We start from the raw sequence: 23240 nt of genomic DNA on the forward strand, positions 1-23240 counted from the left end.
CCAAGATTGTCTTCAAATACAAGTTGTAATTTGATATAATAGGAAGGACGATTTGGAGCCTTGATCATTTTTGGTGTGATGAGGCTAGCATTTTAAAACGGAGATAATTATGCAAACGGCACAATTTATTATTGAATTACTAAAAGCAGTCTTTCTTGGGATTGTCGAAGGTATCACTGAGTGGCTACCGATTTCATCTACAGGTCACTTGATTTTGGTGAATGAATTCTTGAACTTGAGACAAAGTAAAGATTTCATCGATATGTTTAATATCGTTATCCAACTTGGTGCTATTCTTGCGGTTATGGTCATTTACTTTAAACGTTTGAATCCCTTCCAACCTGGTAAGACAGCACGTGAAGTGCAATTGACTTGGCAACTTTGGCTCAAGGTGGTCATTGCCTGTATTCCTTCAGCCTTCTTTGGTCTTCTTTTAGATGACTGGATGGAGGCCCATCTCAGTAATTTCTTTGTAGTAGCTATCATGTTGGTAGTCTACGGGATTGCCTTTATTTGGATTGAGGACCGCAATCGACGTGTAGAACCTAAGGTAACGGATTTGGCACGTATGTCTTACAAGACAGCTTTCTATATTGGTCTTTTCCAAGTCTTGAGTATCATTCCAGGGACAAGCCGTTCAGGTGCTACTATTCTTGGGGGTATCATCGTTGGTACTAGTCGTAGCGTAGCTGCTGACTTTACCTTCTTCCTTGGTATTCCAACCATGTTTGGTTATAGTGGCCTTAAGGCGGTTAAGTATTTCATTGACGGGAATACCTTGACAGGTGGACAAGTGGCTATTCTCTTGGTAGCTAGTGTGACAGCCTTTGTTGTCAGCTTGTTCGTGATTCGCTTCTTGATGAATTATATTAAGAAACATGATTTCACAGTTTTCGGAAAATACCGTATCGTGCTTGGTATTATTGTGCTTCTCTATGGAGCTGTCAAACTTATTTTCGGATAATTACTTTTAAGTAAACTGAAAAGGACTTCAATTGAAGTCCTTTTTAGCTGGTTTAGAGATCATTTGTGGATAAGTTTTCCAAAGATAAGGTAAGCTAGCAACCATAGGACCAATCCGCAAGTCAAAAAGCTAGCTAGGATTTTCAAGAAGTCCACGACATTATGCAAGGGATACCATCCGGACAAACAGAGAATTGGAAGGATGGTAACACACATGATAGAGAAGTGGAGAAGTGATTGCTGTTTGAGCGATAAACGGTTATCGTCGTAAATGGGAGCAGTTGCTAGTATGATGGCAACGATCAGTCCTGTAAGAAAGGTAGATTTGTTTACTTGATAAGGTTGCCCCGATAAGTAGAGAAAGAGCGTCAATAAACTCGTTATTCCTCCAGCAATGCTAGCTCGTAGCCACCCTTTTTTATAGGCAGTCATGGTCATCACCTCCATGTATATCTTCCCTTTTATTATACTCCAATCTAGGATAGATGACAGGTATAAATGGGGAAATACAAGGTTTTGTTAGTATTAAGAAGTTTTTAGAAATCCTTTCCAAAATAAGACTCAAACTTGCTCAGAAATTGCTATCTCTTGGCTTTTCTAGTATAATGAAATAACTACTCGTGCGAGGTTTTTTACATATGGAAATGAAACAAATAAGCGAGACAACTCTAAAAATCATGATTACCATGGAAGATCTTGAAGAACATGGTATGGAATTGAAGGATTTCTTGATTCCCCAGGAAAAAACAGAGGAATTTTTCTATACTGTCATGGATGAGTTGGACTTGCCTGATAACTTTAAAAATAGTGGGATGCTGAGCTTCCGTGTCACGCCACGCAAGGATCGTGTGGATGTCTTTGTGACTAAATCAGATCTTAAGGAAGACCTTGATTTCAACGATTTGTCAGATATGGATGACTATTCAGGGCTTTCTCCAGAAGAGTTTCTAAAGGCCCTTGAGGGTAACTTTATGGACAAGGGTGACATCGAAGCACACCATAAGCTCGAAGAGCTTGAAAAGACCTTGGAAGAGGTTGATAAGGCTATGACAGAGCCTACCAAGGAAGTGGCTGAAGAAAATATTCGTGAAGACTATACCCACTATGTCTTGGCCTTCTCTGATTTTGATCAAGTGGTGACTTTTACGCAAGGTTTGAAGGATGTACCTGTTGAAGGTTCTGAGCTTTATAAACTTGGGGATGTCTACTACATGACGATCCTTCTTTACTTGGCTGATGAGCCTGATTATTACGCGAACAATATGTATGCGCGTTTTCTTGAATATGCGAATGTGGCAGACCGAACACGTGCCTACCTACAAGAGCATGCAACAATCTTGATGGAAGATGATGCTTTACCGGTACTACAAGCAACGAAATGGAGCTAAGACATGCCTTGGACCATTAACTATATATTCGTTTTGATTGGTACCTTTTTGATTGCCATTGTGGCGACCCCTTTGGTACGTTCTTTGGCCTTACGTGTCGGAGCTGTTGACAATCCCAATGCAAGACGTATCAATAAAAAGCCCATGCCTAGTGCTGGCGGTCTAGCTATTTTGTTGGCCTTTGTACTAGCGACCTTGGTCTTTATGCCTATGATTATCCATAAGGATATTTGGCATGTTTCCTACATCAGGTATATCTTACCGGTTGTTGTGGGTGGATCTGTCGTAGCTCTGACGGGCTTCATTGATGATATCTTGGAATTAAAGCCTCTACCTAAGATGCTTGGTATTGTTATTGGAGCTGTTATCGTTTGGGCTTTTACAGACTTCCGATTTGATAGCTTTAAGATTCCATTTGGTGGTCCCATGATTCATTTTGGGCCAGTCCTGACCTTGATTTTAACGGTGTTATGGATTGCGGCCATCACCAATGCCATTAATCTGATTGATGGTTTAGATGGCTTGGTTGGAGGAGTTTCTATCATTTCCCTTATGACTATGGGGGTGATCTCTTATTTCTTCCTCTATGATACTGATATTTTCTTGACCATGACCATCTTTGTCTTGGTGGCTGCCATTATGGGCTTCTTCCCCTACAATTATCATCCAGCAATTATCTATCTAGGTGATACGGGGGCGCTCTTTATTGGCTTTATGATTGGTGTCTTGTCATTGCAAGGATTGAAAAATGCAACTGCAGTAGCTATTTTGTCACCTGTTATTATCCTTGGAGTGCCTATTGTTGATACAGTGGTAGCCATTGTCCGCCGTAAATTGTCAGGGCGTCCAGCCATGGAGGCTGACAAGATGCACTTGCATCATCGCCTTCTAGCCATGGGCTTCACTCATCGAGGGGCGGTTCTGGTGGTTTATGCCATCGCTATCCTCTTTTCATTGATTGCCCTCCTGTTAAACGTTTCCAGCCGTTTCGGTGGTATTCTCTTACTCTTGAGTTTGATTTTGGGAATGGAAATTCTGATTGAAGGGCTTGAGATTTGGGGCGTTGGTCGAACACCTCTCTTCAATTTCCTAAAATTTATCGGGAATAGTGATTATCGCCAAGCAACCATGTTAAAATGGAAGCAAGGGCGAAAAAATTAAACATTTGAAAAGCCAAGTAATGGCTTTTTTGTTATAATGATTCTAATTAAGGAAAATGGAAGTTCTCTTTTTATTTTCCAGAAAATAGCAAGACTATTTTCAAAAAAATAATGCAAATTAGCGAGCAAGTGCTCGCTGTATATATGAAAAAGGAGTATACAATGTCTGTACTTGAAATCAAAAATCTTCATGTTTCTGTTGAAGATAAAGAAATCTTGAAGGGTCTTAATTTGACTCTTAAAACTGGTGAGATTGCTGCTATCATGGGTCCTAACGGAACTGGTAAATCTACCCTCTCAGCTGCTATCATGGGTAACCCAAACTATGAAATCACAGAAGGGGACATCCTTTTTGATGGTGAAAGCATCCTTGACTTGGAAGTTGACGAACGTGCACGCCTAGGTCTTTTCCTTGCTATGCAATACCCAGCTGAAATCCCAGGGATCACAAACGCTGAGTTCATCCGTGCGGCTATGAACGCTGGTAAAGAAGATGACGAAAAGATTTCTGTTCTTGATTTCATCACTAAATTGGATGAAAAGATGGAATTGCTTGGTATGCGTGAAGAAATGGCTGAGCGTTACCTTAATGAAGGTTTCTCAGGTGGTGAGAAAAAACGTAACGAAATTCTTCAATTGCTTATGTTGGAACCTAAGTTTGCTCTTCTCGATGAGATTGACTCAGGTCTTGATATCGATGCCCTTAAAGTGGTTTCAAAAGGGGTTAACGCTATGCGTGGCGAAGGCTTCGGTGCTATGATTATCACTCACTACCAACGTCTCTTGAACTACATCACTCCAGATGTCGTACATGTAATGATGGAAGGTAAAGTGGTTCTTTCAGGCGGTCCTGAATTGGCTGCTCGTCTTGAGCAAGAAGGTTATGCGAAAATCGCTGAAGAGCTCGGTTACGAGTACCACGAAGAAGCGTAAGTCTGTTACTCGAAATAACTAGAAAAGGAGTAACCTATGTCAAAAGAATCTATTATCGCTTTTTCACAAGCAAAGGCAGAGCCACTTTGGTTGCAAGACCTTCGTCAAGCAGCCTTTGATAAGATTGAAAGTTTGGCTCTTCCAAAAATTGAGCGTGTTAAATTCCACCGTTGGAATCTCGGTGATGGAACGATTACTGAAAATGAACCATCAGCAAATGTGCCTGATTTTACAGCGCTTGGAAACAACCCTAAATTGGTCCAAGTAGGAACAAATACTGTTCTTGAACAATTGCCAGCTGACTTGATTAGCCAAGGTGTGGTCTTCACAGACCTTACGACTGCTCTTGAGGAAATCCCAGAAGTCGTTGAAGCCTTCTTTGGTAAGGCTGTGGCCTACGATGAGGACAAATTGGCAGCTTATAACTATGCCTATTTCAATAGTGCAGCAGTCCTCTATGTACCAGATAATGTTGAAATTGACTTGCCAGTTGAAAGCTATTTTTACCAAGATGGAACTTCAAATGTTCCATTTAACAAACACGTTTTGATCATGGCCGGTAAAAATAGTAAATTGACTTACCTTGAGCGTTTTGAAACGCTAGGTGAAGCGACTGAAAAAGCTAGTGCCAACATTTCTGTGGAAGTTATTGCTCAAGACGGTGCACAAGTCAAGTTTGCGGCTATTGACCGTTTGGGTGAAAACGTCACAACTTATATTAGTCGTCGTGGTCGTATCGGTCGTGATGCCAGCATTGACTGGGCTCTTGGAATCATGAACGAGGGCAATGTTATTGCTGACTTTGATAGTGACTTGATTGGCAATGGAAGTCATGCCAACCTCAAAGTTATTGGTCTTTCATCAGGGCGTCAGGTTCAAGGGATTGATACTCGTGTGACGAACTATGGTAACAACTCTGTGGGACATATCCTACAACATGGTGTTATTTTGGAACGTGGTACTTTGACTTTCAATGGTATTGGTCACATTGTCAAAGGTGCTAAGGGTGCTGATGCACAACAAGAAAGCCGTGTGCTTATGCTTTCTGACAAGGCACGTTCAGACGCCAACCCAATCCTCTTGATTGACGAAAACGAAGTTACAGCAGGACATGCTGCTTCAATCGGTCAGGTAGATCCAGAGGATATGTATTACCTCATGAGTCGTGGACTTGATCAAGACACTGCAGAACGTTTGGTTATTCGCGGTTTCTTAGGAGCAGTTATTACTGAAATCCCAGTTAAAGAAGTGCGCGATGAAATGATTTCTGTAACTGATACAAAACTAAACAAACGTTAGGAACTATCGACGCAGATAGTCTAACCTATGATATATCTAGATAGGGAGATAAGATGTCAGCTTTAGATGCCTATAAGATTCGACAAGATTTTGCCATTTTAGATCAGGTAGTTAATGATGAACCTTTGGTATACTTGGATAATGCAGCAACGACTCAGAAGCCTCAAGTAGTTTTGGACACTCTCATGGCCTACTATCATGAGGACAATGCCAATGTTCACCGTGGTGTGCACACTTTGGCTGAGCGTGCAACAGCTGCTTACGAAGCTAGTCGTGAAAAGCTTCGTCAGTTTATCAATGCTAAATCAACCAAAGAGGTCCTCTTTACACGTGGAACGACAACTGGTCTTAACTGGGTTGGTCGTTTTGCAGAGCAGGTTCTTGAGCCAGGAGATGAGGTGGTTATTTCAATTATGGAACACCACTCGAATATCATTCCTTGGCAGGAAGCTTGTAAGAAGACGGAGGCTAAACTTGTTTATGCCTACTTGAAAGATGGCCAATTGGATATGGAAGATTTGGCTAACAAGATTACTGAAAAAACAAAATTTGTCAGTCTAGCTCAGGTCTCTAACGTTTTAGGCTGCATCAATCCTGTCAAAGAAATTGCCAAGCTTGCCCACCAAGTTGGTGCCTATATGGTGGTGGATGGTGCCCAATCGGCGCCCCACATGGCCATTGATGTTCAGGATTTGGATTGTGATTTCTTCACCCTTTCTGGACATAAGATGTTAGGTCCAACAGGAATTGGAGTTCTTTATGGCAAGGAAGAGATTCTTAACCAGATGAATCCGATTGAATTCGGTGGTGAGATGATTGATTTTGTTTATGAACAAGAAGCCACTTGGAAGGAATTGCCTTGGAAATTTGAGGCTGGTACACCTAACATTGCGGGGGCTATTGCTCTTGGTGCTGCTGTAGACTACCTCTCTGCTTTAGGCATGGAAAATATTCATGCTTACGAGCAAGAATTGGTAGACTATGTTTTGCCTAAGCTTCAGGCTATTGATGGTTTGACAGTCTACGGTCCAGAAGATCCTAGCCAGCATGCAGGTGTTATTGCCTTTAATATTGATGGGCTTCACCCTCATGATGTGGCGACAGCTCTTGATTATGAAGGAGTAGCAGTGCGTGCGGGTCACCACTGTGCTCAGCCTTTAATTAATCATTTAGGAATCTCATCAGCTGCCCGAGCAAGTTTCTATATTTACAATACTAAAGAGGATTGCGACAAGCTTGTGGAGGCAATTCTTGCGACGAAGGAGTTTTTCAATGGCACTCTCTAGACTAGATAGTTTATATATGGCTGTTGTGGCCGATCACTCTAAGAGCCCTCACCATCATGGTGTCCTACCTGATGTGGAGCAACTTCAACTGAATAATCCGACTTGTGGAGATGTTATCAATCTGTCAGTCAAATTTGATGGTGACGTGATTGAAGACATTGCCTTTGCTGGTGATGGTTGTACCATTTCTACAGCGTCATCAAGTATGATGACGGATGCAGTTATTGGAAAAACCAAGGCAGAGGCTTTGGAACTAGCGGAGATTTTCTCTCTTATGATTCAAGGAAAACATGACATCGCTACAGGTAAATTAGGTGAAGCTAAGCTTTTGGCGGGGGTTTCTAAATTTCCACAACGTATCAAATGTGCAACACTTTCTTGGAATGCCCTTAAAAAAGCCATAGAGAGAAGCGAGTTTTAGGAAGTCAAGGAGCAGTTAGTCTCCTTGCCCAAGCAAAAAGGAAAACGAATCAAACCTTTAATAAAGGAAAATACTATGACTGAAACAAATGAAAAAGTAGAACCAAAACCCATTGATTTGGGGGAATATAAATATGGTTTCCATGACGATGTGACACCAGTCTTTTCAACAGGAAAAGGAATCAGTGAAGATGTGGTCCGTGCCATGTCTGCTGAAAAAGGGGAGCCTGAGTGGATGCTTGAATTCCGCTTGAAATCATTGGAAACCTTTAACAAAATGGCCATGCAAGAGTGGGGACCAGACCTTTCTGGTATTAACTTTGATGACTTGACATATTTCCAAAAAGCATCAGACAAACCTGCTCGTGACTGGGAAGACGTTCCTGAGAAAATCAAGGAAACTTTTGAACGTATTGGTATCCCAGAAGCAGAGCGTGCCTATCTTGCTGGAGCCTCAGCTCAGTATGAATCAGAAGTGGTTTACCACAACATGAAAGAAGAGTATGACAAGTTGGGTATTATCTTTACAGATACGGACTCAGCTCTCAAAGAGCATCCAGAGCTCTTTAAGAAGTACTTCTCAAAACTGGTTCCGCCAACAGACAATAAATTTGCGGCCCTTAACTCTGCCTTTTGGTCAGGTGGTACCTTTATTTATGTACCTAAAGGCGTCAAGGTGGATATTCCGCTTCAAACCTACTTCCGTATCAATAACGAAGCGACTGCTCAGTTTGAACGTACCCTTATCATCGTAGATGAAGGTGCCAGCGTTCACTATGTTGAAGGATGTACAGCACCAACATACACAACGGCTAGCCTTCATGCAGCCATTGTTGAAATCTTTGCGCTTGATGGTGCCTACATGCGCTACTCAACTATCCAAAACTGGTCAGATAGCGTCTACAACTTGGTAACTAAACGTGCTACTGCTAAGAAAAACGCAACTGTTGAGTGGATTGATGGTAACCTTGGTGCCGAAGTTACTATGAAGTACCCATCTGTTTACCTTGATGGAGAGGGTGCGCGTGGTACTATGCTTTCAATCGCCTTCGCCAATGCGGGTCAACACCAAGATACAGGAGCTAAGATGATTCACAATGCACCGCATACATCATCATCTATTGTCTCTAAATCAATTGCTCGTAATGGTGGTAAGGTTGACTACCGTGGACAAGTTACTTTCAACAAGGATTCTAAGAAATCGGTATCTCACATCGAATGTGACACCATCTTGATGGATGACTTATCTAAATCAGACACTATCCCATTCAACGAAATCCACAACTCACAAGTTGCCCTTGAACACGAAGCTAAAGTTTCTAAGATTTCTGAAGAGCAACTCTACTACCTCATGAGCCGTGGACTCTCAGAACAAGAAGCAACAGAGATGATTGTTATGGGATTTGTGGAACCATTTACCAAAGAACTTCCAATGGAATATGCTGTTGAGCTTAACCGCTTGATTAGTTATGAAATGGAAGGATCAGTTGGGTAAAAACTCTGATAATTTAAAGGACCTGATGGTCCTTTTTGTTTTGCATGAAAAATCAGGAAATGAGCTCTAGATAATTGTTAGGAACAGAGTAATTGCAAAACGCAGAAAGCGTTTACAATCTGTATTTAAAAAGATATAATAGATTTGAGCAGCAAGTAATGGAGGTGACTAATATGGGAGTATATAACAGTGACTGGCTACTCAATCAGATTCGAGGGACAGCTAATGTCGTCAGCAAGGCTTTTAAATTTGAGACTCTGGATATTGATTTAGGTCAGGTGGAAGATGAGCAAGGGCACACTGTTGATGGAAATGACTACATTGATGATTTGTTAATTCACGAAAAGTATGATCAGGCGACAGCCTTCATTCATAGTCAACTCAAACGTTTGACGACTAATGACTATAATCTCCTTGTCAGCATCTATATTGAGTATTTGGAGAATTTGCCGCCATTAATAAAAGAAAAACATCAGCTTGATAATCGCCAAATAATGGACTGGAAAGCTAAACTTTCCGAGTTTTCATGGTAATTTGCTAGAGAGAGTGGGAGAGGAAACGCCAAGCGTTTACGACTTTTCCACCCTCTTTTTTGTGTTATAATAGAATCACTATGGATAAATTAATTAAAACAATTTCAGAATCAGGTTCTTTCCGTGCTTATGTTCTTGATAGCACGGAAACTGTTAGAACCGCACAAGAAAAACACAATACTTTATCATCATCGACAGTTGCTTTGGGGCGTACCCTTATTGCTAACCAAATCTTGGCTGCTAACCAAAAAGGTGAAAGCAAAATTACGGTTAAGGTTATCGGAAATAGCTCTTTTGGGCATATCATCTCAGTAGCTGATACCAAAGGACATGTTAAGGGCTACATCCAAAATCCAGGCGTGGACATCAAGAAAACAGCGACTGGTGAAGTTTTGGTAGGACCTTTCATGGGGCAAGGGCAGTTTGTCTCAATCATCGATTATGGAACTGGTAATCCTTACACGTCATCAACACCACTTATTTCTGGTGAAATTGGTGAAGATTTTGCCTACTATTTGACGGAATCTGAGCAAACGCCATCTGCTGTTGGTCTTAATGTACTTCTTGACGAAGAGGACAAGGTTAAGGTTGCTGGTGGTTTCATGCTTCAGGTCTTGCCAGGGGCTAGCGAGGAAGAAATCGCTCGTTACGAAAAACGCATCCAAGAGATGCCAGCCATTTCAACGCTTTTGGAGTCTGATGACCATATCGAAGCTCTCTTGAATGCTATTTATGGGGATGAGCCTTTCAAACGTTTGTCTGAAGAGGAGCTTAGCTTTGACTGTGATTGCTCACGTGAACGCTTTGAAAATGCCCTCTTGACGCTTGGTAAGGATGAACTTCAAGCTATTAAAGATGAAGATCATGGTGCTGAAATCATCTGCCAATTCTGCCAAAACAAGTATGAATTTTCAGAAGCTGACTTGGAGGAACTCATCAATGACTAAACTTAATTCGTCCTTCATGATTGGAAATGTAGAGATCCCTCACCGAACAGTCCTAGCTCCTATGGCAGGCGTGACCAACTCTGCCTTTCGTACCATTGCAAAAGAGTTTGGTGCTGGTCTTGTGGTAATGGAGATGATTTCTGAAAAAGGTCTCCTCTACAATAATGAGAAAACTCTCCACATGCTTCATATTGATGAGAATGAACATCCAATGTCTATCCAGCTGTTTGGTGGAGATGCTGAAGGCTTGAAGCGAGCAGCCGACTTTATCCAGACCAATACCAAGGCTGATATCGTTGATATCAACATGGGTTGTCCGGTCAATAAGGTGGTCAAAAATGAAGCAGGTGCCAAGTGGCTCAAGGATCCAGATAAGATTTATCACATTGTCAAGGAAGTCACGTCAGTGCTTGATATTCCTTTGACTGTTAAGATGCGTACGGGTTGGTCAGATAGTGATTTGGCTGTGGAAAACGCTCTTGCAGCTGAGTCTGCAGGTGTTTCTGCTCTTGCCATGCACGGGCGTACCCGTGAACAAATGTATACTGGTCACTGTGACCATGAGACGCTGGCTCGTGTTGCTAAAGCTATTACTAAGGTTCCATTTATCGGAAATGGTGATGTTCGTAGCGTTCAAGATGCTAAACTTATGATTGAAGAACTTGGTGTAGATGCGGTTATGGTGGGGCGTGCAGCTATGAACAACCCATACATCTTCACGCAAATCAACCACTTCTTCGAAACGGGAGAGGAATTGCCAGAGCTTCCATTTGATAAGAAATTGGACATCGCTGAAGACCACCTCAAACGTTTGGTAGATCTTAAAGGTGAGATGATTGCTGTCCGTGAATTCCGTGGTCTTGCACCACACTATCTTCGTGGAACAGCGGGAGCAGCTAAGGTTCGTGGAGAAGTCTCACGTGCCGAGTCTGTGGCTCAGGTCGAAGAAATCTTTGCAACTTTACGATAAATCTATATATGATGAAAACTTAACCAGCTTGGTTAGGTTTTTATTTTACCTTTATTCTTTCTTGATAGTGATGATAGCCCACAGTTAATCTTTTTCTTGGTCCACCCTTGCAAAACCTCTGTGTTTTCGATATAATTAACTGGTTAAGTAAATGGAGAAAGCAATGCTAGAACTAGAAGAACAAGTAAATCAATTGATTAATCAGATTTTGCTCAAGGCTGAAAATCAGCATGAGCTCCTCATTGGTCAGTGCCGTAGTCAGGTTAAGTTGACCAATACTCAGGAGCATATTCTCATGCTTTTGTCTGAGGGACGAAAGACCAATTCTGAGTTGGCTAAGACCCTCAATGTTAGTCAGGCTGCTGTTACCAAGGCAGTTAAAACCTTGGTCAAAGAGGGCATGTTGGAGGCTAAGAAAGATAAGGATGATGGGCGCGTGACCTACTTTGTCTTGACACAAGAAGCTCAACCCATAGCCCAAGAGCATGAGGAACACCACCAAGAGACCTTGGGGGTCTATCGGTCTGTATTGGAACAGTTCGATAATCAAGAGCGTCAGGTGATTGGACGTTTCTTGACAAAATTAGCAGAAAAAATCGAGGATTAAGATGCGCTATATTACAGTTGAAGGACTGAGCTTCCAGTATGATGCGGAGCCTGTTCTGGACAATATTCACTATCATTTGGATTCTGGGGAGTTTGTAACCCTAACTGGGGAAAATGGAGCTGCCAAGTCAACGCTTATTAAGGCTACCCTAGGAATTCTTAAGCCTAAGAAGGGAACTGTAACCATCTCTGAGACCAATAAAGATGGCAAAAAGCTTCGTATGGCCTATCTTCCCCAGCAAATTGCTAGCTTTAATGCAGGATTTCCGAGCACGGTCTACGAGTTTGTGAAGTCTGGCCGTTATCCTCGTAAGGGCTGGTTCCGTCGTTTGACTAAGCACGACTTGGAGCATGTTCAACGTGCCCTAGAGTCTGTTGGTATGTGGGAAAATCGTCACAAGCAGATTGGACATCTCTCAGGTGGCCAAAAGCAGCGTGCTGTTATTGCGCGTATCTTTGCTTCAGATCCTGATATCTTTGTTTTGGATGAACCAACGACAGGGATGGATGCAGGAACAGCCAATACCTTCTATGAACTCATGCACCACTCTGCCCATAAGCATGGCAAGTCTGTCTTGATGATTACCCACGACCCAGAGGAAGTCAAGGAGTACACAGACCGTAATATTCATCTGGTTCGTAACCAGAAATTGCCTTGGCGTTGTTTCAACGTCCATGAAAAGGATGGAGAGGAGCACAAACATGATTAGTGAATTATTAGCCTATGATTTTATGCAACGTGCTATTCTCGCCGTGATTGCTATTAGTATCTTTTCGCCAATTTTGGGGCTCTTCTTAATTCTTCGTCGTCAGAGCTTGATGAGTGATACGTTGAGTCACGTGTCCCTAGCTGGGGTGGCTGTTGGGATTTTCTTGGGACAATCAACCACTTGGATGACCCTTGTGGTTGTGGTTATTGCCGCTTTGGTCTTGGAATATCTCAGGGTCAGTTACAAGCATTATATGGAGATTTCAACGGCTATCCTCATGTCAATGGGATTGGCAGTGGCTCTTATTCTTAGTAACAAGGCGGGTAGCAGTAGCATGAGTCTGGATAGCTATCTTTTTGGTTCTATCATCACGATTAGCTCTGAGCAGGTTCATGCCCTCTTTGTGATTGCGGCTATTGTACTGGTCTTGACGCTACTATTTATTCGTCCTATGTATCTTTTGACCTTTGACGAGGACACTGCTCATGTAGATGGCTTGCCAGTACGTCTCATGTCGCTTCTCTTCAATATTGTGACAGGTATAGAGATTGCTCTGATGATTCCAGCAGCAGGATCACTTTTAGTTTCTACCATCATGATTCTTCCAGCAGCTATTGGTATGAAAATAGGTCAAACCTTTAAATCTGTCATTTTTTGGGCTATTGGTATTGGTTTGGTTGGCATGCTCTCTGGTATTTTTATTTCCTATTATTGGGAAACACCTGCTAGTGCCACTATTACCCTTATCTTCATCGCCTTCTTTGGTCTGGTATCAATCTTTGAACCTCTCTTAAAAGCAGAGTAAGTATATAGAAGAAAAGAGCTTGAGAAATCGAGCTCTTTTTGTGATATACTAAAGTGGTTTTTGAGAGAAGTTAAAATAAGAATGGTAGCTTTCTAGGCAGAAATGATGATTATATTTCTCTGGTATCCACTATCATTTGTAATAGTAACAAAAAAGGAGAAAACATGGAAATCTTTCTAACGAGTATATCGGGAATCCTAGTCATTTTGGGTATGATTTTAGTGGGATTCGTAATGGGTGAAAAAGGCTGGTTTGACGACAAGTCACGTGGTCTTATAGCTAAGCTAGTCACTCAAATTGCCCTTCCTTGTTATATGCTCTATACGATTACACAGCGTTTCACAGCGGCAGACCTACTTAAAATGTTGCCGGAATTGCGTTTTCCTACACTTTCTATGGTGATTTTACTCGGGATTGCGACAGCGGTGGCTAGAATTTTTGCAGTGAAAAAGGAGCGTCGTGGTCTCTTTATTTCCATGTTTTTTAATTCGAATACCATTTTTGTGGGGCTCCCTATCAATCAAGCCCTCTTTGGCGACGCTAGTATCCCCTATGTTCTTATCTATTATATGTGCAATACGACCTTTTTCTGGACCTTGGGGACCTACCTCATCCAACGTGATGGGGAAGGAGACGCTGAATTTGATTTAAGAACAAGTCTGAAAAAAATCTTTTCCCCCCCTCTAATGGGCTTCATGTTAGGCCTTCTTATTGTTATCCTCCATATTAAATTACCAAGCTTTTTAGCCAGTGACTTGCAGTATTTAGGTAGTTTGACGACTCCTTTATCTATGATTTTCATCGGTTTGTCAGTATCCAATGCAGGTGTCAAGCAGTTGGTTCTTAAAAAGGACCAGTTACTGATTTTGCTGGGACGCTTTGTGGTTGCTCCTCTCTTAATGGCTACCATCGTATATTGGGCGCCCCTCCCAACTTTGATGAAGCAAGTTTTTATCATCCAGTCGGCTATGCCTGTCATGACCAATGCTCCAGTCGTTGCTAAACTATATGGGGCTGATAGTGATTACGCTGCTGTCATGGTTACTGAGACTACCCTTGCTACCATGATTGTAATTCCAATTTTGATGGTCCTTATGGCTTAAAAATAATCAAGTAACCCCGGTTTTTCTGGGGTTTTTTAAATTTGTAAAAAAATTCAAAAAAAGTTTACGAAAACGCTTTACAAATTGTAAAAAGATGCTATAATAATTACATAAGTTATGCAAACGTTTGCATCAAAACGTAGGAGGAAATGAAATGAATAAGCTAAAAGAAAAATTTGGCTTTGAGTTCTGGCAAAAATTCGGTAAAGCCCTCATGGTTGTTATCGCGGTTATGCCAGCAGCAGGTCTCATGATTTCTATCGGTAAAACGATTGCCATGATTAATCCAAACATGGCACCACTCGTTATTACTGGTGGATTTCTTGAGCAGATTGGTTGGGGGGTTATCGGTAACCTTCACATCTTGTTCGCCCTTGCCATTGGTGGTAGCTGGGCTAAGGAACGTGCAGGCGGTGCCTTTGCGGCAGGTCTTGCCTTTATCTTGATTAACCGTTTGACTGGTTCAATCTTTGGTGTTACTTCAGATATTCTTGCTGATAAGGCTGCTACAGTCCACACCATTTTTGGTCAATCAATCAAGGTATCTGATTACTTCATCAGTGTTTTGGAAGCTCCAGCCCTCAACATGGGTGTGTTCGTAGGTATCATCTCTGGTTTCATCGGAGCTACTGCCTTCAACAAATACTATAACTTCCGTAAATTGCCAGAAGCTTTGTCATTCTTCAATGGTAAACGCTTCGTACCATTCGTAGTTATTCTTCGTTCAGCTATCGCAGCTATCGTCCTTGCTATCGTATGGCCAGTTATCCAATCAGGAATCAACGGCTTCGGTATGTGGATTGCCAACTCAAAAGAAACTGCTCCAATCTTGGCACCGTTCTTGTTCGGTACTTTGGAACGTCTTCTCTTGCCATTTGGTCTCCACCACATGTTGACTATCCCAATTAACTACACTCAATTGGGTGGTACTTACCACGTATTGACTGGTGCCGCTAAAGGTACTGAAGTATTGGGTCAAGACCCACTCTGGCTTGCTTGGGTTACTGACCTTGCAAACCTTAAAGGTGCACACCCAGAACAATACAAACACCTTCTTGAATCTGTTACACCAGCCCGCTTTAAAGTTGGTCAAATGATCGGTTCATTCGGTATCTTGATGGGTATCGTCGTAGCCATCTACCGTAACGTCGATGATGATAAAAAACATCAATACAAAGGGATGTTGACTGCAACTGCACTTGCAACATTCTTGACAGGGGTAACAGAGCCAATCGAGTACATGTTCATGTTCGTGGCTACTCCACTTTACATCGTTTATGCTTTGGTACAAGGATGTGCCTTTGCCATGGCTGATATCGTTAACCTTCGTGTTCACTCATTCGGTTCTATCGAGTTCTTGACACGTACACCACTTGCTATTAACGCTGGTTTGGCGATGGATATCGTTAACTTCATTTGGGTAACTGTACTCTTTGGTGTTATCATGTTCTTCATCGCGAACTTCATGATTAAGAAATTTGACTACGCTACACCAGGACGTAACGGTAACTATGAGCAAGATGATGATGCTCCATCAGAATCTGCTGGATCAGCAAGTGCTGGAACAAGCTCAGCAAGCTCACAAGTTATCAACATCATCAACCTTCTTGGTGGACGTGCTAACATCGTCGACGTTGACGCATGTATGACTCGTCTCCGTGTTACTGTTAAAGATGCTGATAAAGTCGGAACTGAAGAACAATGGAAAGCTGAAGGAGCTATGGGTCTTGTCATGAAAGGACAAGGGGTTCAAGCTATCTATGGTCCTAAAGCAGACGTATTGAAATCTGATATTCAAGACGTTCTTGATTCAGGTGAAGTTATTCCTGAAACACTTCCAAGTCAAATGACTGCTGTTCAAAAAGCAGAAGCTACCTTCAAAGGTGTGACTGACGAAGTACATTCAGTTGCTGATGGTCAAGTTATCAACATCGAAGATGTTAAAGACCCAGTATTCTCACAAAAAATGATGGGTGACGGTTTCGCTGTAGAACCAGAAAACGGTAAAATCGTTTCACCAGTAGCTGGTAAAGTGACAAGCATCTTCCCAACTAAACACGCTCTTGGTTTGGTAACAGACAATGGTCTTGAAGTTTTGGTTCACATCGGACTTGACACTGTTAGTCTTGAAGGTAAACCATTCGACGTTAAAGTTACTGAAGGTCAAACAGTTGCTGCAGGTGATCTCTTGGTTGAAGCGAACCTTGATGCTATCCGTGAAGCAGGTCGTGAAACATCTACAGTTGTTGTCTTTACAAATGTAGATGCAATCAAATCAGTTAAAGTAGAACATACAGGTAAATTGGCTGCTAACGCTCCAGTTGCAAAAGTAGAACTTTAATTTGCTAAACGATAAACAAGCAGACAGCCCTTGGGCTGTTTTGTTTGTAAATGACCCTATGTCATTTCTAGATGCAAGTCAGAAGAGGGATAAACTTATGAAATTTCTAACTTTAAATACCCACAGTTGGATGGAAGAAGATGCAGAAGGGAAATTCCAAACCTTAAAGGAACAGATTCTTAAAGCTCAGTATGATATTATTTGCTTCCAAGAAGTTAACCAAGAAATAGAGACTTCTGTTGTAGACACGGATGATTACTATCATGCACTTCCATCAGCAACACCAATCCACCAAGATCACTTTGTCCGTCTTCTTGTGGAAAAGTTGGCTGAAGAAGGTCTTCAATACCATTGGACTTGGGCTTATAATCACATTGGTTATGATCACCTTAATGAAGGGGTTGCCGTCTTGTCACGTCAACCATTGACAGCTAGCGAAATCTTGGTTTCAGATGTTGATGATCCAACTGACTACCATACACGCCGTGTAGCAGTTGCTGAAACCACTGTAGATGGCCGAGAAGTGGCTGTTGCTAGTGTTCACCTTTCATGGTGGGACAAAGGTTTCCAAGAAGAGTGGGTACGTATTGAGGAACGTTTCAAAGCTATTGGAAAACCACTCATCCTAGCAGGTGACTTTAACAACCCAGCAGGTCGCGAAGGTTATCAAGCCATTTTGGCTAGCCCACTCAATCTTCAAGATAGTTTTGAAGTAGCTAAAGAAACAACTGGTAGCTATACAGTTGGACCTGGTATCGATGGCTGGAAGGGCAATGAAGAGCCTTTACGTATCGATTATGTCTTTGCAAGCCAAGAGTGGACAGTAAATCGCCTTAGTGTCATTTTTGATGGAAACAATCAACCTCTAGTAAGTGATCACTATGGCCTTGAAGCAGACCTTGCATTTAGATAGTAACTGTAGCCTATCTTGACCTAATAAGGGTAAAAAGTATTGTCAAAAGATAAATAAAAGAGTAGAATAAAGGGTAGAATTGATTTTTTTAAAGGAGAAACTAATGGCTCATATTACATTTGATTATTCAAAAGTATTAGACAAATTTGTTGCACCACATGAAGTGGAATACATGCAAGCACAAGTTACAGCAGCAGATAATGCTCTACGAAACGGAACAGGTCCCGGAGCAGAAATGACAGGCTGGTTGAATCTGCCTGAAGAATATGATAAAGATGAATTTGCTCGTATTCAAAAGGCGGCTGCTAAAATCCAATCTGATAGTGAAGTGTTAATCGTCATCGGTATTGGAGGATCTTATTTAGGGGCACGTGCAGCGATTGATTTCTTGAATAATTCTTTTGTAAATCTACAAAGCAAGGAAGAACGTAAGGCACCTCAAATCCTCTATGCTGGAAACTCTATCTCATCAAGCTATTTGGCTGATTTGGTAGACTATGTATCAGACAAAGATTTCTCTGTCAACGTTATTTCTAAGTCAGGAACAACTACAGAGCCTGCTATTGCTTTCCGTGTCTTCAAAGAACTCTTGGTTAAGAAGTATGGTCAGGAAGAAGCAAATAAACGGATTTATGCAACTACAGACCGCGCTAAAGGTGCAGTTAAGGTTGAAGCAGATGCTAATGGCTGGGATACTTTTGTAGTGCCTGATAGTGTTGGTGGTCGTTTTACAGTATTGACAGCAGTGGGACTCTTGCCAATCGCAGCTGCAGGGGCTGATATCAGCAAGTTGATGGAAGGAGCAAATGCTGCTCGCAAGGCTTATGCTTCTGATAAGTTGGCTGAAAATGAAGCATATCAATATGCAGTTGTACGCAATATCTTGTACCGTAAAGGTTATCTGACAGAAGTTCTAGCTAACTACGAACCATCATTGCAATACTTCTCAGAATGGTGGAAGCAATTGGCTGGTGAGTCAGAAGGTAAAGACCAAAAAGGTATTTACCCAACTTCAGCGAACTTCTCAACAGACCTGCACTCTTTGGGGCAATTTATTCAAGAAGGAACTCGTATCCTCTTTGAAACAGTTATTCGTGTAGATAAGCCTCGCAAAAATGTGTTGATTCCTGAATTAGCAGAAGACTTGGATGGCCTTGGCTATCTGCAAGGAAAAGATGTTGACTTTGTCAATAAGAAAGCAACAGATGGAGTGCTGTTAGCTCATACAGACGGCGGAGTGCCAAATATGTTTGTGACCCTGCCTGAGCAAGATGAGTTCACTTTGGGCTATACTATTTACTTCTTTGAGTTAGCTATTGCTCTTTCTGGCTACCTGAATGGTATCAATCCATTTGACCAACCAGGTGTGGAAGCATACAAGAAGAATATGTTTGCCTTGCTTGGTAAACCAGGCTTTGAAGAGCTTGGTGCTGAGTTGAATGCACGTCTTTGATTCTCATATGCTTTGAGTTCATTTAGAATATAAAAAGATCCACAAGTTCATTTCTAGTGGATTTTTTAGTACAAGCCTCTTAATTAGTTTATTAATTTTTTGAACAGTGTAAAAAAGAGTGTCTTAATTCTTTTATGAAAGCGCTGTATAATTGCCTTGTAAATAAAATTTGAGAGGTATCAAAATGAATGATTGGTTAGACATTAAAGGCAAAACAGTTCTTGTGACGGGTGCGTCATCTGGGATTGGTAAGGCAATAGTCGAAGAATTGTTGGAATTAGGAGTCAATGTAGCGAATTTTGATCTTAGCGACAACGATTTGCGTCACCCGAATCTATTATTTGTAAAAGTTGATGTAACTTCTCGCTCTGAAGTAGAAGCAGGAGTCGCTAAAATAGTTGAAAGATTTGGCAATATTGATGCGGTAGTCAATAATGCGGGGATTAATGTACCTAGATTATTAATCGATGCAGAAAATCCTAAAGGTCCTTACGAGTTGGACGATGAGACGTTCGAAAAAATAACAATGATTAATCAAAAAGGTTTGTATTTGGTTAGTCAGGCAGTAGGACGTATTTTAGTGAAAAATGGAAAAGGTGTAATTGTGAACATGGCTTCAGAAGCAGGCTTGGAAGGTTCTGAAGGACAAAGTGCCTATGCTGCAACAAAAGCAGCAGTCTATAGTTACACTCGTTCATGGGCGAAAGAGCTTGGTAAGCATGGTGTACGTGTGGTTGGAATTGCTCCAGGAATTATGGAAGCTACGGGACTTCGAACTCTTTCTTATGAGGAAGCTCTTGCTTATACCCGTGGAAAGACGGTAGAAGATATTCGAGCTGGTTATGCTTCAACCTCAACGACTCCATTGGGACGGAGTGGGAAACTACGTGAAGTAGCTGATCTTGTAGCGTTCTATATTTCAGACCGTTCTAGCTATATAACAGGTGTCACTACAAATATTGCCGGAGGTAAAACTCGCGGATAAAACAATGAAGGTGGGGAAGAGAGTTGACCTTAGTAAATCGATGGTATAATATTTTAGACAAAATGGTTTCGCAGCCAACTTATTCCTTGGTAGATATGCGCTCAGAACTGGATATTAGTTTGCAAACCTTGCAAAAGAGTATCCAACAATTAAATGATGTTTTGGCTCCTAATATCCAGATTATCTCACAAGATGATCTGTTAATGTTGGAAGTGTATGACTATACAGAGTTGGAAAGGATTTTATCTGGTAGTTTAAAACAGGAGAGTGACTTCAATTCTTCCAGTAAAAGAATTGCCTATTTGCTAAAACGTTTAATTGAGTCAACCTCCCCTCTTCTTATTGACGACTTGGCTGAGGAAGTAGGTGTTAGTAGAAGTACCCTTAATAAGGATTTAAAACAAGTAAAATCTTTGGCAGAGAGTTACTCTATTACTATTTCAGGAAAGCCCAACCGTGGGCTGGAGGTCTTGGGGAGCGAGCTGAATTTGCGCTTGCTCTATATTCACCAAGTGGCTCCTTACTTTGAAGAAAGGACACTCACTGAGGCAACCTCTTCTTTTCTGGAGACGCTAGTCCAGGACTATAAAATCCCTAAAGAAACACAGGAACTCCTTCGAAAGACCATTTCAATTATGGTGGAACGTATTCATACATCTAAGGTGTTGAATTGTCCTATTCCTTATTATAAGAATGATTTAACAGAGACACCTTTGGCTGAGAAATTAATCTATCATATTGAGATGACTTATAAGATTTCCCTCAGTCAGTTTGAAATAGACTTTTTGTGTTTTCCGTTTAATGTCCGTTTTATTGACACTTTAAGCAAGCCGTCTTATCAATCTGAACAGGTTGCAAACATTTTTCAAGGGATTGTCAAGAAAGTCAAAGAAACAATGTTGGTTCACTTTGATGATGAAGAATTATTTGAAGAAATAAAGTCTCATCTAGGCGCTTTAATCAATCGACTGATTTTCCATGTGCAAGCTAATGATATATTTCATGGCGAGGTTCAAACTCAATATCCTTTTGCTTTTGAAATGGCGAAAATTGCTGGAGAAGAACTATCTGCAATTTTGGGTTCAGAATTGGAATTATCTGAAATCGGATATCTGGCTTTGTATTTTGAAATGATTTTAAGAAAGCAAAATTCTGCTGTTAAGGGTTCTCGCAAGCAGATAGCTGTAGTTTGCACAACAGGAAGAGGAACCGCTGCGATGATTATTCAGCAACTCAGACGAGTCCTTGGAAATGATGTAGACATTACTCAGTATTCTGAAGAGGATTTTAATGTGGAATTGAATCAGGACTATTTCGCGATTTTTACGACAGTTCCTCTAAAATATAAAGATTCTAAATCTCCAGTCATTCAAGTTAATCATCTTTTTGATGATCAATGGCTGCAGGAAGAATGGCAGAAAGCCAATGCTTTTCATCAAAAAAATCTAGAAACAGTTAGCTTACGCTTTCTTCGATTAAGCCCCCAAAAAACCTATCAGCAATACTTGCTAAATATGGTTGCAGAGTTAGGGAAACTTCAGATGATTGATAAAGGTTTTATAGAACGGATAATTGATAGGGAGAAAAAGCAATCAACCATTTTTGGTGGAGGAATTGCCTTCCCCCATACAATTAACCAGGGTTATGCAAAGACTATTTTAATGTTTGGAAAACTAGAAGAGCCTTATCAAAAAGGAGATGAATGGATTGAATTTATCTTTCTAGTCGCCATTCCCTCAGAAATTGAAACAAAAATGGAAAGTGAATTACTGGAATTGTATGATGATATTTTTAGAATTGCAGGAGAGCCTTCTCTGAAAGAGGCATTGAGATCGGTAGAAACAGAGACAGAGTTTCTATCATTTTCTAAGAGCAAAGGAGTATTTTAATGAATTCGCTAATAATTTTCGCCGTATTTGTAATGGCAGCTTATATATTTCAAATGTTCCTCGGCTGGCAGCAACTCAAAGACTTCAATAAGACCTATACGATGCTCCGAAAACTGGGTCGCGTAGCGATTGGCAGGAAGTCCGGAAGAATCAAATCCGGTACGATTGTCATGTTCGCGGTTGATGAAAACGGTCGGGTTCTTAAAGCTAGCAAAATGCAAGGAGTCACAATCTTAGCGCGTTTTCAAAATATGGACGATTATGTTGGAGAAGACATCCATTATTTTGACAAGTATAATCCTCTTGTGAGAAAAGAAAATAAGTTGATGCAATCAGCCATAGAAGATGCTAGAAAAGTCTATCTTTTGCATGAGGCAGGTATTGAGAAAGAGACAAGTTCATCTGATTCTTTTTTGGGATTTGGCTTTTATGCGAATTACTTACAATTATCTATTAAACAGTTATTAAAAAAAAATAAGAAAAGGGGTTCCTTATGAATCACATTACAAAATTTGCAGAGAATTTTATGAAACTCTTCCAATTAGGTGGAGAAACCTTTATTAGCTGGATGACAAATATTGTACCGCTTGTCCTAATGCTATTGATTGCAATGAATACCCTTATCGCTTTCTTGGGAGAAGAGAAGGTCAATTCCCTGGCTAAGATTTCTGCCAAAAATCCTGTTAGCCGGTATATGATTTTACCTTTCATTTCAGCCTTTATGCTGGGGAACCCGATGTCAATCAGTATGGGACGTTTTTTACCAGAATATTATAAACCTAGTTTTGTAGCAGCTCAGATGCAGTTCTGCCACACTTCAAATGGTGTATTTCCGCATATCAATCCTGGGGAATTGTTTGTATGGATGGGAATCGCGACAGGGATTCAAACTTTAGGCTTGAGTCAAATGGACTTAGCCATTCGTTACATGCTTGTTGGGATTGTCATGAACTTTGTAGGTGGCTGGGTAACAGATTTTACAACTGCTTATGTTGCGAAACAGCAAGGGGTTACCTTGAGTAAAACATTTGATTGATAGAA

At 41.1% G+C, this 23240-nt stretch carries 23 protein-coding genes; 22 read left to right on the plus strand and 1 reads right to left on the minus strand.

What is annotated here, in order from left to right:
• Positions 1-109 precede the first annotated feature (109 nt).
• A complete protein-coding gene (locus NST80_RS00990) occupies positions 110-964 on the plus strand; it encodes an undecaprenyl-diphosphate phosphatase (protein WP_002883622.1) in 855 nt (284 codons plus the stop codon).
• A gap of 59 nt (positions 965-1023) precedes the next feature.
• On the opposite strand, the gene NST80_RS00995 is transcribed toward NST80_RS00990, so the two are convergent.
• Entirely contained in the window at positions 1024-1395 is a 372-nt protein-coding gene (locus NST80_RS00995) for a DUF3021 family protein (protein WP_118057865.1), read from the minus strand.
• A gap of 206 nt (positions 1396-1601) precedes the next feature.
• Here NST80_RS00995 and mecA point away from each other — a divergent pair, with 206 nt between their 5' ends.
• The 21 genes from mecA (at position 1602) to NST80_RS01100 (ending at position 23235) form a co-directional block, all read left to right on the plus strand.
• A complete protein-coding gene (gene mecA, locus NST80_RS01000) occupies positions 1602-2351 on the plus strand; it encodes an adaptor protein MecA (protein WP_002886435.1) in 750 nt (249 codons plus the stop codon).
• Between the two features lie 3 nt (positions 2352-2354).
• Positions 2355-3512, plus strand: coding sequence for an MraY family glycosyltransferase (locus NST80_RS01005; protein ID WP_118172028.1), 1158 nt, complete (start codon positions 2355-2357; stop codon positions 3510-3512).
• A 161-nt stretch (positions 3513-3673) separates the two neighbouring features.
• Positions 3674-4444, plus strand: coding sequence for a Fe-S cluster assembly ATPase SufC (sufC, locus tag NST80_RS01010; protein ID WP_002883600.1), 771 nt, complete (start codon positions 3674-3676; stop codon positions 4442-4444).
• 36 nt (positions 4445-4480) lie between these two features.
• Entirely contained in the window at positions 4481-5743 is a 1263-nt protein-coding gene (gene sufD / locus NST80_RS01015) for a Fe-S cluster assembly protein SufD (protein WP_049529344.1), read from the plus strand.
• A gap of 53 nt (positions 5744-5796) precedes the next feature.
• The gene (locus NST80_RS01020) at positions 5797-7029 is read left to right on the plus strand and encodes a cysteine desulfurase (RefSeq protein ID WP_118172029.1); all 1233 of its coding nucleotides are present in this window, start codon (positions 5797-5799) and stop codon (positions 7027-7029) included.
• Positions 7016-7450, plus strand: coding sequence for a Fe-S cluster assembly sulfur transfer protein SufU (gene sufU / locus NST80_RS01025; RefSeq protein ID WP_049529343.1), 435 nt, complete (start codon positions 7016-7018; stop codon positions 7448-7450). Before NST80_RS01020 ends, sufU begins: the two co-directional genes overlap by 14 nt.
• Before the next feature lie 75 nt (positions 7451-7525).
• The gene (sufB, locus tag NST80_RS01030; RefSeq protein ID WP_002883666.1) at positions 7526-8944 is read left to right on the plus strand and encodes a Fe-S cluster assembly protein SufB; all 1419 of its coding nucleotides are present in this window, start codon (positions 7526-7528) and stop codon (positions 8942-8944) included.
• 173 nt (positions 8945-9117) lie between these two features.
• Positions 9118-9477, plus strand: a complete 360-nt coding sequence (locus NST80_RS01035) for a hypothetical protein (RefSeq protein WP_013989977.1) — start codon at positions 9118-9120, stop codon at positions 9475-9477.
• 80 nt (positions 9478-9557) lie between these two features.
• Complete coding sequence (gene hslO / locus NST80_RS01040; RefSeq protein ID WP_013989978.1) at positions 9558-10424, plus strand: Hsp33 family molecular chaperone HslO; 867 nt, start codon at positions 9558-9560, stop codon at positions 10422-10424.
• On the plus strand, positions 10417-11394 hold the full coding sequence (gene dusB, locus NST80_RS01045; protein WP_342504616.1) for a tRNA dihydrouridine synthase DusB: 978 nt from the start codon (positions 10417-10419) through the stop codon (positions 11392-11394). The genes hslO and dusB overlap by 8 nt, the downstream gene beginning before the upstream one ends.
• Positions 11395-11557: 163 nt before the next feature.
• Complete coding sequence (locus NST80_RS01050) at positions 11558-12001, plus strand: zinc-dependent MarR family transcriptional regulator (protein WP_064521138.1); 444 nt, start codon at positions 11558-11560, stop codon at positions 11999-12001.
• A 1-nt stretch (position 12002) separates the two neighbouring features.
• The gene (locus NST80_RS01055) at positions 12003-12710 is read left to right on the plus strand and encodes a metal ABC transporter ATP-binding protein (protein WP_183138082.1); all 708 of its coding nucleotides are present in this window, start codon (positions 12003-12005) and stop codon (positions 12708-12710) included.
• The gene (locus NST80_RS01060; protein ID WP_342504618.1) at positions 12703-13515 is read left to right on the plus strand and encodes a metal ABC transporter permease; all 813 of its coding nucleotides are present in this window, start codon (positions 12703-12705) and stop codon (positions 13513-13515) included. Before NST80_RS01055 ends, NST80_RS01060 begins: the two co-directional genes overlap by 8 nt.
• A 164-nt stretch (positions 13516-13679) precedes the next feature.
• Positions 13680-14618, plus strand: a complete 939-nt coding sequence (locus NST80_RS01065; RefSeq protein WP_037600155.1) for an AEC family transporter — start codon at positions 13680-13682, stop codon at positions 14616-14618.
• A 154-nt stretch (positions 14619-14772) separates the two neighbouring features.
• Positions 14773-16959 (plus strand): PTS transporter subunit IIBC, encoded by a 2187-nt coding sequence (locus NST80_RS01070; RefSeq protein ID WP_342504619.1) that lies wholly within the window; start codon positions 14773-14775, stop codon positions 16957-16959.
• A 97-nt stretch (positions 16960-17056) separates the two neighbouring features.
• Positions 17057-17872, plus strand: coding sequence for an endonuclease/exonuclease/phosphatase family protein (locus tag NST80_RS01075; RefSeq protein ID WP_037600399.1), 816 nt, complete (start codon positions 17057-17059; stop codon positions 17870-17872).
• A 103-nt stretch (positions 17873-17975) separates the two neighbouring features.
• Positions 17976-19325 carry a glucose-6-phosphate isomerase gene (locus tag NST80_RS01080; RefSeq protein WP_022496539.1) on the plus strand — a complete coding sequence of 450 codons (1350 nt, stop codon included), beginning with the start codon at positions 17976-17978 and terminating at the stop codon, positions 19323-19325.
• A gap of 184 nt (positions 19326-19509) precedes the next feature.
• On the plus strand, positions 19510-20310 hold the full coding sequence (locus NST80_RS01085) for an SDR family oxidoreductase (RefSeq protein ID WP_022496540.1): 801 nt from the start codon (positions 19510-19512) through the stop codon (positions 20308-20310).
• A 62-nt stretch (positions 20311-20372) separates the two neighbouring features.
• Entirely contained in the window at positions 20373-22199 is a 1827-nt protein-coding gene (locus tag NST80_RS01090) for a PTS sugar transporter subunit IIA (protein ID WP_079119902.1), read from the plus strand.
• Positions 22199-22696 carry a transcriptional regulator GutM gene (locus NST80_RS01095; protein WP_022496542.1) on the plus strand — a complete coding sequence of 166 codons (498 nt, stop codon included), beginning with the start codon at positions 22199-22201 and terminating at the stop codon, positions 22694-22696. Before NST80_RS01090 ends, NST80_RS01095 begins: the two co-directional genes overlap by 1 nt.
• Positions 22693-23235 (plus strand): PTS glucitol/sorbitol transporter subunit IIC, encoded by a 543-nt coding sequence (locus NST80_RS01100; RefSeq protein WP_022496543.1) that lies wholly within the window; start codon positions 22693-22695, stop codon positions 23233-23235. The genes NST80_RS01095 and NST80_RS01100 overlap by 4 nt, the downstream gene beginning before the upstream one ends.
• Positions 23236-23240: the final 5 nt, after the last annotated feature.

Source organism: Streptococcus sp. FSL K6-1323 (assembly GCF_038630745.1).
In the GTDB taxonomy this organism is placed as follows: domain Bacteria; phylum Bacillota; class Bacilli; order Lactobacillales; family Streptococcaceae; genus Streptococcus; species Streptococcus salivarius_D.

What these genes read in the sequence shown, in the direction of transcription:
- sufD (WP_049529344.1), top strand. Translation starts at nt 4,481, where the DNA reads ATGTCAAAAGAATCTATTATCGCTTTTTCACAAGCAAAGGCAGAGCCA.
- NST80_RS00990 (WP_002883622.1), top strand. Translation starts at nt 110, where the DNA reads ATGCAAACGGCACAATTTATTATTGAATTACTAAAAGCAGTCTTTCTT.
- dusB (WP_342504616.1), top strand. Translation starts at nt 10,417, where the DNA reads ATGACTAAACTTAATTCGTCCTTCATGATTGGAAATGTAGAGATCCCT.
- NST80_RS01055 (WP_183138082.1), top strand. Translation starts at nt 12,003, where the DNA reads ATGCGCTATATTACAGTTGAAGGACTGAGCTTCCAGTATGATGCGGAG.
- NST80_RS01085 (WP_022496540.1), top strand. Translation starts at nt 19,510, where the DNA reads ATGAATGATTGGTTAGACATTAAAGGCAAAACAGTTCTTGTGACGGGT.
- sufB (WP_002883666.1), top strand. Translation starts at nt 7,526, where the DNA reads ATGACTGAAACAAATGAAAAAGTAGAACCAAAACCCATTGATTTGGGG.
- NST80_RS01005 (WP_118172028.1), top strand. Translation starts at nt 2,355, where the DNA reads ATGCCTTGGACCATTAACTATATATTCGTTTTGATTGGTACCTTTTTG.
- NST80_RS01020 (WP_118172029.1), top strand. Translation starts at nt 5,797, where the DNA reads ATGTCAGCTTTAGATGCCTATAAGATTCGACAAGATTTTGCCATTTTA.
- NST80_RS01050 (WP_064521138.1), top strand. Translation starts at nt 11,558, where the DNA reads ATGCTAGAACTAGAAGAACAAGTAAATCAATTGATTAATCAGATTTTG.
- hslO (WP_013989978.1), top strand. Translation starts at nt 9,558, where the DNA reads ATGGATAAATTAATTAAAACAATTTCAGAATCAGGTTCTTTCCGTGCT.
- NST80_RS01090 (WP_079119902.1), top strand. Translation starts at nt 20,373, where the DNA reads ATGGTTTCGCAGCCAACTTATTCCTTGGTAGATATGCGCTCAGAACTG.
- NST80_RS01080 (WP_022496539.1), top strand. Translation starts at nt 17,976, where the DNA reads ATGGCTCATATTACATTTGATTATTCAAAAGTATTAGACAAATTTGTT.
- NST80_RS00995 (WP_118057865.1), bottom strand. Translation starts at nt 1,395, where the DNA reads ATGACTGCCTATAAAAAAGGGTGGCTACGAGCTAGCATTGCTGGAGGA.
- NST80_RS01075 (WP_037600399.1), top strand. Translation starts at nt 17,057, where the DNA reads ATGAAATTTCTAACTTTAAATACCCACAGTTGGATGGAAGAAGATGCA.
- NST80_RS01070 (WP_342504619.1), top strand. Translation starts at nt 14,773, where the DNA reads ATGAATAAGCTAAAAGAAAAATTTGGCTTTGAGTTCTGGCAAAAATTC.
- NST80_RS01060 (WP_342504618.1), top strand. Translation starts at nt 12,703, where the DNA reads ATGATTAGTGAATTATTAGCCTATGATTTTATGCAACGTGCTATTCTC.
- sufU (WP_049529343.1), top strand. Translation starts at nt 7,016, where the DNA reads ATGGCACTCTCTAGACTAGATAGTTTATATATGGCTGTTGTGGCCGAT.
- NST80_RS01035 (WP_013989977.1), top strand. Translation starts at nt 9,118, where the DNA reads ATGGGAGTATATAACAGTGACTGGCTACTCAATCAGATTCGAGGGACA.
- NST80_RS01100 (WP_022496543.1), top strand. Translation starts at nt 22,693, where the DNA reads ATGAATCACATTACAAAATTTGCAGAGAATTTTATGAAACTCTTCCAA.
- sufC (WP_002883600.1), top strand. Translation starts at nt 3,674, where the DNA reads ATGTCTGTACTTGAAATCAAAAATCTTCATGTTTCTGTTGAAGATAAA.
- NST80_RS01065 (WP_037600155.1), top strand. Translation starts at nt 13,680, where the DNA reads ATGGAAATCTTTCTAACGAGTATATCGGGAATCCTAGTCATTTTGGGT.
- mecA (WP_002886435.1), top strand. Translation starts at nt 1,602, where the DNA reads ATGGAAATGAAACAAATAAGCGAGACAACTCTAAAAATCATGATTACC.
- NST80_RS01095 (WP_022496542.1), top strand. Translation starts at nt 22,199, where the DNA reads ATGAATTCGCTAATAATTTTCGCCGTATTTGTAATGGCAGCTTATATA.